Origin of the sequence: Tepiditoga spiralis (assembly GCF_014701195.1) — a bacterium.
GTDB classification, from domain to species: domain Bacteria; phylum Thermotogota; class Thermotogae; order Petrotogales; family Petrotogaceae; genus Tepiditoga; species Tepiditoga spiralis.
This window is the reverse complement of sequence record NZ_AP018712.1, coordinates 63722-77588: the sequence shown is the minus strand read 5'-3', so window position 1 is coordinate 77588 and position 13867 is coordinate 63722. Positions and strand designations below refer to the sequence as shown.

The 13867-nt window shown below is 24.9% G+C and carries 11 protein-coding genes; 8 read left to right on the top strand and 3 right to left on the bottom strand.

The genetic code is table 11. The features are described 5' to 3' along the window. Positions 1-103: 103 nt before the first annotated feature. Positions 104-994 (bottom strand): DMT family transporter, encoded by an 891-nt coding sequence (locus IGS63_RS00350; RefSeq protein WP_190615076.1) that lies wholly within the window; start codon positions 992-994, stop codon positions 104-106. A gap of 113 nt (positions 995-1107) precedes the next feature. Here IGS63_RS00350 and IGS63_RS00345 point away from each other — a divergent pair, with 113 nt between their 5' ends. Then, entirely contained in the window at positions 1108-1677 is a 570-nt protein-coding gene (locus IGS63_RS00345; RefSeq protein ID WP_190615075.1) for a TetR/AcrR family transcriptional regulator, read from the top strand. A 16-nt stretch (positions 1678-1693) separates the two neighbouring features. On the opposite strand, the gene IGS63_RS00340 is transcribed toward IGS63_RS00345, so the two are convergent. Next, complete coding sequence (locus IGS63_RS00340; RefSeq protein ID WP_190615074.1) at positions 1694-3394, bottom strand: oleate hydratase; 1701 nt, start codon at positions 3392-3394, stop codon at positions 1694-1696. A 125-nt stretch (positions 3395-3519) separates the two neighbouring features. Beyond that, positions 3520-4863, bottom strand: a complete 1344-nt coding sequence (locus tag IGS63_RS00335; protein ID WP_190615073.1) for an MATE family efflux transporter — start codon at positions 4861-4863, stop codon at positions 3520-3522. A 159-nt stretch (positions 4864-5022) separates the two neighbouring features. Between IGS63_RS00335 and IGS63_RS00330 the strand changes: the two genes are divergently transcribed. The 7 genes from IGS63_RS00330 to IGS63_RS00300 all read left to right on the top strand — a co-directional run bounded on the left by IGS63_RS00330 (position 5023) and on the right by IGS63_RS00300 (position 13861). Continuing rightward, complete coding sequence (locus tag IGS63_RS00330; protein ID WP_190615072.1) at positions 5023-6879, top strand: DUF1858 domain-containing protein; 1857 nt, start codon at positions 5023-5025, stop codon at positions 6877-6879. A gap of 56 nt (positions 6880-6935) precedes the next feature. Next, positions 6936-7442 carry a peptide-methionine (S)-S-oxide reductase MsrA gene (gene msrA, locus IGS63_RS00325; protein ID WP_190615071.1) on the top strand — a complete coding sequence of 169 codons (507 nt, stop codon included), beginning with the start codon at positions 6936-6938 and terminating at the stop codon, positions 7440-7442. An 80-nt stretch (positions 7443-7522) separates the two neighbouring features. Further along, on the top strand, positions 7523-8461 hold the full coding sequence (fba, locus tag IGS63_RS00320) for a class II fructose-1,6-bisphosphate aldolase (protein WP_190615070.1): 939 nt from the start codon (positions 7523-7525) through the stop codon (positions 8459-8461). 122 nt (positions 8462-8583) lie between these two features. Further along, the gene (locus IGS63_RS00315; RefSeq protein ID WP_190615069.1) at positions 8584-9792 is read left to right on the top strand and encodes an acetate/propionate family kinase; all 1209 of its coding nucleotides are present in this window, start codon (positions 8584-8586) and stop codon (positions 9790-9792) included. A 70-nt stretch (positions 9793-9862) separates the two neighbouring features. Beyond that, positions 9863-10474, top strand: a complete 612-nt coding sequence (locus IGS63_RS00310; protein ID WP_190615068.1) for a hypothetical protein — start codon at positions 9863-9865, stop codon at positions 10472-10474. After that, the gene (locus tag IGS63_RS00305) at positions 10464-12500 is read left to right on the top strand and encodes a sensor domain-containing diguanylate cyclase (RefSeq protein ID WP_190615067.1); all 2037 of its coding nucleotides are present in this window, start codon (positions 10464-10466) and stop codon (positions 12498-12500) included. Before IGS63_RS00310 ends, IGS63_RS00305 begins: the two co-directional genes overlap by 11 nt. Before the next feature lie 467 nt (positions 12501-12967). Then, positions 12968-13861: an ABC transporter ATP-binding protein gene (locus IGS63_RS00300; RefSeq protein WP_190615066.1), complete on the top strand. Its 894-nt coding sequence runs from the start codon at positions 12968-12970 to the stop codon at positions 13859-13861. The last annotated feature ends 6 nt before the right edge of the window (positions 13862-13867 follow it).

The following is a 13867-nucleotide window of genomic DNA, read 5'->3' as shown; positions in this document are numbered from 1 at the left end:
ATATGGTATCATGTTATGATATCATATAAAGAGATATTTAGTTTGATTTTGATAAAAAGAATATAAAAATTTATAAAAAAATTTAAATTTAGTAAAATATTTTTTAGTTATTTTTTTGTTGGAATTTTAAAGCTAAAATCCCAACAGATAAAACAACAAATATAGTTCCAATTAATTTTAATTTATTTGGAACTTCATTTAAAAAATAATAAGCTAGTATTGTTGAAATTACAGGTTTTAATAAAAAAGAAAAAGAACCTAAAGAAGCATCTAAGATAGTTAATGCTTTAAAGAAGGTAATATAAGCTATACCAGTAACAAATATACTTATATAAAATAACATCAAATAAATTTGAAAGTTTCCATTGAATTCAAATACAGGTATTTTTAATATTTTTAATACTATATAAAAAGGTATTGAAGACATTAAAAAAGAAAAAGCTACAAAAATATTTGAAGGAATATTTGATAAATATCTTTTTACCATTACTGTATAAAAAGCAAAGCTGAATGTAGATAGAAGTCCAAATAAAAGGCCTAAATAACTATCTCCAGTATTATTAGAAAGTAATATTATTATAATGCCAATTATACCAACTATTAGAGAAATAATTTTTTTTAAAGTTATTTTTTCATTTAGAATAATTGATGCTAATATTAAAACAAAAATTGGGTTTGCACTTATTAAAATTGCTGCAGTTGAAGCATTTGAAAATTTTATAGAAAACTGTAATAAAGACATTGAAAGTAAAGAATTTAAACTTCCTATAAAACACATCAACATTAAATTTTTGAATGAAAATTGAAAATTTTTAATTTGTTTTGTTAAAAAAAGATATAATAAAATAAATAGTCCACCAATAAAAAATCTTAAAAAAGTTATTTGAAAAGGATTGAAAATATTTAAAAAAGGTTTAGTAGCTACTTCAATAGTACTAAAAAAGAAAATTGTTATAAAAAGATATGCCCATCCTAAAAATTTTTTTGAATTCAATTTATATTACCCTCTTTCATTATAATTAATGTTATTATAACATAATACTATTAATTATAATGGTGATTTTTTATTTTATAATTAGTTTAAAATTGATACTAGGAGGAACATATATGTCTAAACTTACACAAAAAGCTTTATCTGAATCATTAAAAAAACTAATGCAAACAATACCATTATCTAAAATAACGGTTAATGATGTTGTTAAAGAATGTGGATTAAACAGAAGAACTTTATATTATTATTTTCATGATATATATGATCTTTTAGAATGGACTTTTAAAACGGAAATACTTAATGTTCTTGGAAAAAATAGAACTTATGAAACTTGGCAAAAGGGTTTTTTAAAAATACTTTATTATTTACGTGAAAATAAAAAAATAGTTTTAAATGCATATAATTCAATTGATAGAGATCATTTAGAAAATCATTTGGATGAAAGCGTATATAAACTTATTTTTGGGGTTATAAATGAACTTTCAAAAGATATGAATATAACTGAAAAAGATAAAAAATATGTAGCAAAATTTTATAAAATAGCACTTACTAATACAATTATTGATTGGGTTAAGGAACATATGGAAGAAGATCCAAAAGAAATAGTAGATAATTTAACTAAAATATTAGATGGAGATCTTTATAGAGCTTTATTAAAATATGAAAAAGAGAAACCAAATAAATGATTTCTCTTTTTATTTTTTAAATTAATCCTTCTAATGTTGTATCTTTTATTAATTTTTTTATTATAGGTTCGCCTGGTAAAGGTTTTCCGCTATACAATGTTTTTGTAGCTGCTGTAAGTGCTCTAACATCATATTGACTTGGATAAATTTCTGGTACTTCTTTTTCAAGATTTAATAATTTATATACACCCATGATTGCAGAACGAACAGAGTATTCAACTGTAAATACACAATCATCTTTTATTTCTGCAAATTGTCCTAAAAATGCTAAATTAACACTACCTTCTGGAACAACATCAGGTCTGTCTCCCTTTACTCTTGGCATGAATTGACTTGTGATGTATGGCATCATTACTGGAATTACTATTGCACTATCAACAATTTCTTCCATTAATTCGCCTTCAACGTTTAAGTGGTACAAAACTTCTCTTAATAATTCTTCTCCTGTACATTCACTCATTTTTTTCTTTATAAAGTCTCCTTCATTATCTGGGAATAATCCATATGCCCACAATACGATTACATTGTCTGGTTGATTTGCAAAATGTGGTTGTCTACTGCCAGTAAAACTCATTCCCCAGTTTGAATCTTTAAAAGTTACAACACTTCCAGTAATACCTCTTCCTGAACGAGGATCATTACCTGTTAATTTTTTCAAAACATCTTCCATTTTAGAATCTTTGAATGTCATAGTAAATGATTCCCATTTGGTTTTGTCTATATTACCACAAAAAACTTCAGGGTTTCCAAAAGCTTTGTCTTTTTTTGCAATGTTTTTCCATAAATTCCAAACTGGTCCAGGTTCTCTATTGAGTTCTGGAGCTTTATTCATACTTCCAATTGTTGAATTTTCTGTCATTGAACCATTGGTAACAAAAACTAAGTCATTTCTTGTAGTTTTTATTATTTCTTCTTTTCCATTTTTTATAATATGTATACCTGTAACTACTTTTTCGGAATCAGTTATATCCATATCTAAATCAGTAACCAATGTTTCATTTTCAAATTTAACTCCACGTTCTTTTAACCAACTTAACAAAGGTAAAACAAATGAATCATATTGATTGTATTCAGAGAATAATATGCCTTTTAATTTATTCATACCAGGTAATAAATGAATAAATCTTTGCATATATCTTTTCATTTCTACAACACTATGCCATGTTTCAAAAGCAAACATACTTCTCCAAAATAACCACATATTTGTTTCAAAAAATGATGGATCAAAAAATTGTTTTACAGTAATATTTCCAAGTGCTTCTTCAGTTGCTAAAGAAAGTTTTGTTAATTGTTTAATGTGTTTTTCTTCTAAGCCTAAAGTAGAAGAATCTGCTCTTTCACCTCTGTTATGAAGTAATCTACAAACTGACTCATTTGGATCCCAAACATTTATTTCGTGAAATTCATCTAAAATAGTTCTACCAGGTCTTTTTAAAGATGGAATATCTCCAAACATATCCCAAGTACATTCATAATGAGCTTCCATTTCTCTTCCACCACGAATAACATATCCTTCTTCTGCATTTCCTGCTCCGTCTAAAGCACCACCATTAATGTTTTTTCTTTCTAATATTGTTATATTTTTTCCATCCATATGTCCATCACGAATTAAATAAAAAGCTGCTGAAAGTGCTCCTATTCCAGAACCAACTAAATAAGCTTTTTTAGTTTCAATACCTTCTGGTTTTTTTGGATTTATTCTTTGATAGTTTCCCATATTTTACAACTCCTTTCAGTTCATTTTGATAACATATAAAGTATATAAAAAAATTTTTTATATGTAAATTACCAAAATAGTAGGAGTGTGTAAAATTGAAACAAATTTAGTTGTTTGTGTAATTGTTATATATTTAATTTTATTTTTGAGGATAAAAAATTTTTAAAGAAATTATATTTTAATAGTGCATCTATAAACCATTGTATAACCATTGCTCCCCAGACATAAACTAGATTTAATTTTAAAATAAAGATTATAATAAATATTAAAGGAAGCCTTATTCCCCAATTAGTAAATAAAGATACCTTAAAAGGCGTTTTTGTATCTCCAGCTCCTTTTAAAGATCCACCATAAATCATACTTATTGCCATTGTTGGTTGTTCAAAAGCTGTTACTATTAAGCATAGTACTCCAAGTTCTATTGTTTTTGGATCTGTTATAAAAAAATTCATAAAAAGTTTTGGAATTAATATAAACAATATTCCAAAAAAACTCATTATTACAGTTCCCATTAATGCAGAAATATTTGCGTACTCTTTAGCTTTTTTATAGTCCTTAGCTCCAATCATTTGACCAACTAAAGCAGTTGCTGCAACACTAAATCCCCAACCTGGCATAAAAGATATGCTTTCTATTGTTGTAACTATTTGATTAGTGGAAGCAGATAATTTTCCAAGACCACTCAATACCCAAGAAACAGATAATAATCTTGCTAAGCTAAAAGCTCCTTCTTGAAGCCCAGAAGGAACTGCAAGATAAAATAATTTTAAAATATATTTTTTGTTTAAATTTTTTATATATTTAAATCTGATTTTTACTTTTGAAAAAAATACATAATAAAATACTAAAAATAAAAATCCAATAATTGCTGCAAGAGAGGTTGCAATGGCAGCACCTTTAACTCCCATTTCAGGAAATCCAAACTTGCCAAAAATAAAAATCCAGTCTAAAATTATATTTATAGTGTTTATAATTAATGCTGAAATCATTGACATAAAAGTATTTCCTATTCCTCTTAAGCCTGAGCTAAGTAATGAAACTAACATTTGAAATACTGATCCAAAAGCTACTATTTTTGTGTAAGAAAGTCCATAGGATAATACAATTTTTTTAGCTCCTAAAATAATTAATATATTTTTACTAAATAAAAAAATAAAGGTTGATACAATTAATGATATGAAAAAGCCGAAGAAAAAACCAGAAGATAAGTATTTTTCAACTGTATTTATTTTTTTAGCTCCATAACTTTGAGCAACCATAGTTGTTATTGCAGTACTCAACCCTATTGTTATTATTATACCTGTAATAGTATATATTAGTTCTGTACTCAATCCAACAGCACTTACTGCATCATTCCCGCCCCAATGACCTATAAAGGCTGTGTCTGATACAAAAACGAGCATATATAAAAGCATTTCTCCAACAGCAGGTAAAGCGATTTTCAATACTTTAAAGTATTTTTTTGACATAAATCACCTCAATATAATTATTAGTTAAGCTAACTGATTATAACAAAAATTATTTATTTTTACTATTAAAAAGTGTAACATATGATACGGATTTTTATATGAAAATAATATATAATTTTTATATACGATAAAAATTATCTGGATAAAGGAGTGTTTAAAATGGAAAAGTTTAAAGTTTTAAAAGAGAAATGTATAGCTTGTAGAGCATGTGAAAGAGTTGCTGAAGAAAATTTTAAAATAATAGATGGAAAAGCTATAGTTTATAAACAACCAGAAAATGAAACAGAGGAAACTAAATCAATTAAAGCATTAAAATCATGCCCAACAAATGCTATTGAAATAAAAAATATTGAATTAATAACTGGCAGTTCTAATGTAAAAGAAACTCTTGAAAAACATCCAAAGTTAAAAGAAAAATTAATTGAACTATCTCCAAAGTTTAAAAAGATGCAAACACCGTTTATGTGGAATACTCTTGCAAAATTTGCAACTTTTGAAAATGCTTCTAAAATGACAAAGATATCTTTGTGTGAAATCTTACATACTTTAAATGAAGAATTAGGTTTAGTAAAAGAATTGTCAAAAAAATTTCCAGAATGTATAAAAGAATTTAATGAAGAAAAATTTAATAATACAGATATATTTTGGGATGAAAATGAAGTTTTAAAAGTAGAAAATAATAATTTTGAAAGTATTGAAAATGTTTTAAATAAATTAAAAAATTTAAAACGTGGTGAAGGATTTGTATTTGAAGGAGAGTTTGTAATAGATCCTTTTATAAAAAATATTGAAGAGTTAAAATATTTGTACAATGTAAAAAAAATAAACAAATTTGAATATAGAGTATCTGTTTTTAATAAGAGCAATAAAGATAATCTTAATATTTTAGATGTTAGAACTATGCAAGTTGATCCATTTGATGTAATAATTAAAAAAGCCTATAGCATAAAACCAGGTGAAGAGTTTATATTAGTTCAAACCTTTGAACCAACCCCTTTGATAAATATGTTAAATGGAATGGGATTTGATCATAAAACAGAAATTAAAAGTGAATTTGAAGTTTGGGTTTATTTTAAAAAAACAATTGAAGAAGAAGAAAAAAATGAAAACTCAAATAAACCTACTATTACAATACAATCAGCAACACCAGTTGGTTATCCTATAATTATGAAACTTTTACAGTCTAAAAAAATTAAAAATGCAGTAAATATAAAAGAGTTAAAAGTTTGGGAAGAAACAGAAAAACATTTGGGTTGGATTGTAAATGGGAAAGCAGATATAAGTTTTTCTGCATTAATAACAGCTTCAAAATTTAAAGGTATGGATGTAAAGATGCCAGTTGTATTTGTTTGGGATAATTTTTCTATTTTAACAAGAGGGTATAAAGCAAAGTCAATAGAAGATTTAAAAGGTAAAAAACTTTATTTACCTTTATTTGAAGATGCACCACCAGCTAAAATAACAAAGTATTTAATACAATCAAAAGGATTTGATGTAAATGATTTTGAATTTGTGTTTGGTAAACCTTTTGGAAGACCTAAACAAATTATGAATGATTTTATTAATGGAAAAGTGGATACTGTATTACTTAGAGAGCCTGAAGCAGGGTTTGCTATAAAAACATTAAAAAATAATAATATTAAATATTCAGAATTATCTTATGGTAAACTTTGGAATGAAATAAATAATAATTTTGGGTTATTTCCAAATGCAGGAGTTATATTTAAAGGAGAGTTTGTTAGAAAATATCCAGAAATATCCAAAGTTGTATTAGATGAATTAAAAAATAGTATTGAATGGGTGAATAAAAATAAAAAAGAAGCAGCAAAACTTTCTTTTGATATGATGAGAGCAAATATTGAAAATGTTGAAGAATTTTTAAATAGAGTAACTTTTAAATATGTTGAAGGAGAAGAATTAACTAAAAAAATAAATCAATTTTATTCACTTCTAATTGAAAATGATATATTAAATTTTGAAATTGATAATGATCTTATGAATATGTTTAAAATATAATTTAAAAATAAAAACTCCACACTATTAGTGTGGAGTTTTATGAAAGGAATGATTTTATGAAAAATGAAAAAAAATACGATAAAGCTATTTTAGCAGCAGGATGTTTTTGGGGAGTTGAAGATTTATTAAAAAATTATGAAGGAATAATTGATACAAGAGTTGGATATACAGGTGGAAAAACACCTAATCCAACTTATGAACAAGTATGCTATGGGTTTACAGGTCATGCTGAAGCTATAGAATTAATTTATGATAAAGAAAAAATTACTTATGAACAAATATTAAAAATATTTTTTGATATTCATGATTTCACACAAATTAATAGACAAGGTGTAGACATTGGAGAACAGTATAGAAGTTCAATTTTTTATATCAATGAAGAACAGAAACAAATAGCAGAAAACATAATTTCTTTTCTTAAAAAGAAAGGATATGATGTTGCCACCAAACTTGAAAAGGCTAAAGAATTTTGGCAAGCAGAAGATTATCATCAAAAGTATTATGAAAAAACAGGGAAGAAATCTTACTGTCATTACAAAAGAAATATCTTTAAAGATGAATAAATCGATTTAAAAAGAATTGAAAGAATTTAAAAATATGGTATAATATAAATGAATTTAGTTTTACGAGGGAGGGAAAACTCGTGGCATATGTAAATACAAAGGTTATACTAGATAAGGCAAACAAAGAAGGATATGGAGTTGGAGCTTTTAATGTAAATAATTTAGAGTTTATTCATGCAATAATTGAAGCTGGTGTTGAAAAAAAATCACCTGTTATTATTCAAACTTCACAAGGTGCTTTAAAGTATGCAGGTGATGGTGATGTTTATAGAGGTGCAAGATTATTTGTAAAAATGGTTAGGGAATTTGCAGATTCTGTAGAAATTCCAGTTGCACTAAATCTTGATCATGGTTCAAAATTAGAAAACATAATGGCTTGTATACAAGCTGGATATTCTTCAGTTATGATCGATGCTTCTCATTCACCTTTAGAAGAAAATATTGCAATAACAAAAGATATTGTTAGAATAGCACATGCTGCAAATGTTTCTGTTGAAGCAGAATTAGGTCAACTTGCAGGTATAGAAGACGATGTTGTAGCTGAACATTCTGTTCTTGTAGATCCTAATGAAGCAAAAAGATTTGTTGAAGAAACAAAAGTTGATTTTTTAGCTCCAGCAATAGGAACATCACATGGTGCATTTAAATTTAAAGGAACAGCAAAGTTAGATTTTGATAGATTAAAGGAAGTTAAAGAACTTACAAAAATACCTCTTGTTCTTCATGGTGCGTCAAGTGTAGTTCAAGAAATGGTAAAAATTGCAGAAGCAAACGGTGCAGATTTTGGAGGTTCAAAAGGCGTTCCTTCTGATATATTAAAAGAAACAGTTAAATATGGAATAAATAAGGTAAATACAGATACAGATTTAAGAATGGCATACATTGCAGGTTTAAGAGAATTTTTAAATAATAATCCAAAAGAATTTGATCCAAGGAAATACTTTGCAACAGCAAAAGAATATACAAAAAAAGTTATAATGGACAGAATGGAAGTTCTTGATTCTGTAGGAAAAATTTGACGGTATCCTAATAGGATACCGTTTTTTTTCATCTTGAAAAAAATAAGTTAAACCTCCGAATTTTATTAAAAAAATATTAAAAATATGAGTTTCTATATTTAAAATATATGGGAGGAAATAAAATGAAAATTCTTGTTATCAACACTGGAAGTTCTTCTTTAAAGTATCAAATATTGAACATGAAAGATGAAAAACTTTTGTGTAAGGGTTTAGTTGAAAGAATAGGTGGAAAAGATGCAAAAATAATTCATAAGATCGATGGGAAAAAACATGAAGAAGTCATTGAAATAAAGGATCATGAAAAAGCTTTGAATGAGGTTTTAAAATTAATAATTAATAATGAATTTGGTTGTTTAAAGGATATTAAAGAAATTGTTGCTGTTGGTCATAGAGTAGTACATGGGGGAGAAAAATTTGCTTCATCCGTTTTGATAACTAATGAAGTGAAAAAAGCACTTGAAGAAAATATAGAACTTGCACCTCTTCATAATCCTCCAAATCTTTTAGGGATTGAAGCTGCTGAGAAATTATTACCAGGTGTACCTATGGTTGGAGTTTTTGATACTGCTTTTCATCAAACAATGCCTCCAGAAGCTTACTTATATCCAATACCTTATGAGATATATCATAAGTATAAAATAAGAAGATATGGATTTCATGGTACGAGTCATAGATTTGTTTCTCAAAGAGCAGCTGAAATTTTGAATAAAAATATAAAAGAACTAAAAATAATAACTGTTCATTTAGGTAATGGAGCTTCAATAGCTGCAATTGATGGAGGAAAAGTAATTGATACATCAATGGGATTTACACCACTTGAAGGTGTTGTTATGGGTACAAGAAGTGGAGATATTGATCCTTCAATTCCTATTTATTTAATAAGAAAAGGTTATACTCCTGATGAAGTTGATAATATTTTAAATAAAAAAAGTGGAATGTATGGCCTTTCTAATTATTTGAGTAATGATATGAGAGATATTAGAGAAGCAAAAAGCAAGGGCGATGAACACTGTAAATTTGCAATAGACGTATATGTTTATAGAATTGCAAAGTATATAGGAGCTTATGCAACTGCACTTGGAGGAGTAGATGCAATTATTTTTACAGCAGGTGTTGGAGAAAATTCAACTTCTATAAGACGTCATGTTTGCAATAGGTTAAAGATTTTTGGAGTTGAATTAGATCAAGAAAAGAATGTAAAATTAAATTCAAGTGAGGCAATTATTTCATCAGAAAATTCAAAGGTAAAAGTATTAATAGTACCAACAAATGAAGAATTAATGATAGCAAGAGATACAAAAGATATAATAAGTAAAAGAGTAGAAGCATAAGCTTCTACTCTTTTACTTATTGATAAAAAATTTTTATTATAGTATAATAACTTTTGATAGGGGGGATTTTATGAAATATAATGAAGTAAAAAAAATTATGGAAACAGGGGATTTAATACTATTTAGTGGGCAGTATGAAATGAGTAAACTTGTAGAAAAATTAGAAGAATGTCCTTGGTCACATGTTGCAATGGTAGTTAAGTTTGATGAGATTTCAGAACCTTTTTTATGGGAATCAACATCTTTAACTAATTTAAAAGATGTTTTATTTGATGATCATAAAAAAGGTCCAAAATTAGTTGAACTTTATAAAAGATTAAAATCATATGGAAATGATGTAACTCCATATAAACCACCGATTTATTCTTTTAGAAAATTAAATTTGAAAAGAACATCTGAAATGTTAGATGATTTATACAAATTATTTTATAATGTTTATGGAATACCCAATCCAGGCGAATTAAAAATGATTTGGGAAGTTTTTGAAGGAAAAATATTTAACTTACCATCAAAAAAAGATAATTATACCTGCAGTGAATTGATTGCTGAATCTTATATAAAAATGGGATTATTAGGCACTAAAAAAGTTATAAATTCATATATGCCAAAAGATTTTTCTTCTTATGGTAATATTTCATTATTAAAAGGTTCTTTTGATAAGGAAGTTATCATTGAGTTATAAAAAGATTATATTTTTTATTATAATTTTAATTATATCAAGTTTTTCTTTTACACAAATTTATTATGTAGAAGATAAAAAGGATTTATATACTCCATTAGAAGTTTTGAAAATGGATAAAAAAGTGTTAAATCAAACAACTTTTGGTTTAACTAATTCTTCTTATTGGTATTTTTTTTCTTTAGAAAATTATGAAAAAAACAAAGAATTTTTTGTTGAAATAAATAAACCACAATTATCTTATATTGACTTTTATGTAATAGAAAACAATTCTATAAAAACATGTATAAAAACAGGAATTAATAGAGGTTATGATTCTAAACCTTTAAAGGTTAATACATTTGTTTTTCCAGTTAAAATAGAAAGTAAAAAAACAAATATATTAATAAAAGTAAAAACAAGTAGTTATATGACTGTTCCTATAAAAGTTTTGGAAAAAAACGATTTTTTTTATAAAAAAATAAATGAAAACATAGTTTTAGGTTTGTATTATGGGATAATAATATCAATGATTTTATATAACTTTTTTATTTTTATCTCAACCAAAAATATTTCATATTTTTATTATATACTTTATTTATTTAATTTTGTAATGATGCAATTAGTTTGGGATGGACTTACAAATGATATTTTTTCAAAAAATATATGGTGGTTTGAACATTCAAACTCGTTTTTTATATTTTTAACTATAATCTTTTATCTTTTATTTGTAAAAAAGTTTATAAATTTATCAAAAATAAAAAAATCTTTAAATAAAATATTTATTTTTTCTATACAAATTTTCTCAATTATGCTTTTTATTTCATTATTTTTAAGCTCTACCTTGAGTACAAATATTGCTACTATTTCTGGATTGATTAGCGTGTTTTTATTGTCATTTTTAATGATAAAATTAAAGATGAAAACTTTAACAATAAAACTTTTTACATATGCTTGGTTTTTTTTTGTTTTAGGTATTTTTATAAATATTTTAGCAGCTTTAAAGATTATTCCAACAAATATTTTAACTATTTATTTTCCTAAAATAGGATCTACATTAGAAGTTATTTTACTTTCTTTATCATTAGGAAATAAAATTAATATAATAAGAAGAGAAAAAGAATTAAATCAAAAAATGAAAAATTTTTTGTTGAAACTTCATAAAGTTTCTAAAATTCTAACAGAGATAAAGAATGAAAAAATACCCGAAAAATTATTAGATCAATTAATAAATGAATTAGAGTTAGATGGAGGAATAATTTATTTAGAAGATAATAATACTTATATTTCTAAAAATTTTAAAGAAAAAATTATAGATTTTAATTATTTATTAAATAAAGTTTTTGATAATAATAAAGAAAGTTGTATTTTAAATGATTTTTATATAGAAAATACTTTATATAAAACTGTTTATCTTTTTAAAATAAAAAATGGAAAAATAATCTTATTTTCATTAAAAAAGTCACAATATACAAAAGAAGAAGTTAAAATACTAAATGAATTTATGAATTATGGAGGAGTAATTATAGAAAATAACAAATTATTTTTAAAAACAGAAAAATTATCAAAAATAGATAGCCTTACAGGAATTTATAATAGGTATGCTTTTTTTAAGGAAACTGAAAAAATTGTAGAAAGTAATAAATATAAAAATTATAGTTCCATAATGGTGGATATTGATTATTTTAAAAAAATTAATGATACTTATGGACATTTAATAGGAGATATAGTATTAAAAATTATTGTTGAAAGAATTCAAAGTTGTATAAGAAAAACAGATATTTTAGGTAGATATGGCGGAGAAGAATTTGTTATAATATTACCAAATATATCAAAACAAAGATTAATGGAAGTCAGTGAAAAAATATTAAAAAATATTTCTGATTTTCCAATAATTGTTAATAATAATTCTTTGAGAGTTACAGTTAGTTTGGGAGTTATTTTTACAAATAGAAAAATTGAATTATCAACTTTATTGTTATATGTAGATGAACAACTTTATAAAGCAAAGGAAAACGGAAGAAATAGAATAGAAGTAATGGAAAAATAAAAAAAGATTCCTTTTAAGGAATCTTTTTTTTAGTTTAAAACATGAATTAGGGTGAGGGCATCATGTTTAAAAAAATTAATTAAAATTTAATAATATAATTAAAGTAATCTTTTAATTCTACGATTCTATCAAAACCTTCAGAGTATGATGTACATCTTTTTTCTTTATATTTTTTCATAAAAACCCCTCCTTTTTTTAGTTTTTTATAATAAAATTTAAATTCAATAATATTGTACATTATTTTTTTAAAAAAGTCAAGAGATATTTTAATTTTTTTTATTTTTATATAAAATTTATTGTATAAATTTTAATTTTTTATAAAATTATATAAAAAATTAAAATATAAAATAAAGTTTTTTCTTTTTTCGGTTAAATTTATATATTTTATTACTAAATATACCATAATATCAAAATAAATAAATTTTTTTAGTTTTTGTGTTAAAATATTTTATAAGGAGGGGATTTTTATGAATATAATAGAGGTTAAAAATTTAAAAAAATATTATAAAGGTATAAAAGCTGTTGATGGAATAAATATTGAAGTAAAAAAGGGGTATGTTGTAGCTATATTGGGACCAAATGGAGCAGGAAAAACTACAACAGTAGAAACTCTTGAAGGACTAAGAGTTCCAACTTCTGGAGAAATTTACTATTTTGGAGAAAAAATTAATGTTGTTGATGAAAAAATAAAGGAAAAAATTGGAGTTCAGCTTCAGAGTACTAATTTTTTTACTAATTTAACTGTTCACGAAACCTTAAAAGCTTTTTCTGGTTTGTATAAAAAAACTGTTGATGTAAATGAACTTTTGAAAAAATTTAATTTAATAGAAAAAAAGAAATCAAGAATAAAAAATCTTTCTGGTGGGCAATTGCAAAGAGTTGCACTTGCAACAGCTGTTGTTAATGATCCAGAAATAGTATTTTTAGATGAACCAACAACAGGTCTTGATCCACAAGCAAGAAGAAATTTATGGGATGCAATAATTGAATTGAAAAAGAATGGAAAAACAATAATTCTTACAACGCATTACATGGAAGAAGCTGAAAAACTTGCAGATATGATTTATATAATTGACCACGGAAAAATTATATTAAAAGGTACAGTAAAAGAATTGATTGAAAATACTAAAATGAAGTCGGTTATTACATTTTATTCAGAAAAAAATATTAAAATTGATATGTTAGATTTAAAAAATATAAATGGATTTTATGAGTTAGAGACAAATGATGTAGAAAGTGATATAATAAAAATTCTTGAATATTCAAAAGAAAAAGGGCATAAAATAGAAGATATATCCATAAGAAAACCAAATTTAGAAGATGTTTTTTTACAACTTACTGGAAGAACACTTAGAGAATAGGGGGAT

Bases quoted from the DNA above. Each gene is read 5' to 3' on its own strand.
- IGS63_RS00345 (WP_190615075.1), top strand. From the start codon at position 1,108: ATGTCTAAACTTACACAAAAAGCTTTATCTGAATCATTAAAAAAACTA.
- IGS63_RS00340 (WP_190615074.1), bottom strand. From the start codon at position 3,394: ATGGGAAACTATCAAAGAATAAATCCAAAAAAACCAGAAGGTATTGAA.
- IGS63_RS00335 (WP_190615073.1), bottom strand. From the start codon at position 4,863: ATGTCAAAAAAATACTTTAAAGTATTGAAAATCGCTTTACCTGCTGTT.
- IGS63_RS00330 (WP_190615072.1), top strand. From the start codon at position 5,023: ATGGAAAAGTTTAAAGTTTTAAAAGAGAAATGTATAGCTTGTAGAGCA.
- msrA (WP_190615071.1), top strand. From the start codon at position 6,936: ATGAAAAATGAAAAAAAATACGATAAAGCTATTTTAGCAGCAGGATGT.
- IGS63_RS00315 (WP_190615069.1), top strand. From the start codon at position 8,584: ATGAAAATTCTTGTTATCAACACTGGAAGTTCTTCTTTAAAGTATCAA.
- IGS63_RS00310 (WP_190615068.1), top strand. From the start codon at position 9,863: ATGAAATATAATGAAGTAAAAAAAATTATGGAAACAGGGGATTTAATA.
- IGS63_RS00300 (WP_190615066.1), top strand. From the start codon at position 12,968: ATGAATATAATAGAGGTTAAAAATTTAAAAAAATATTATAAAGGTATA.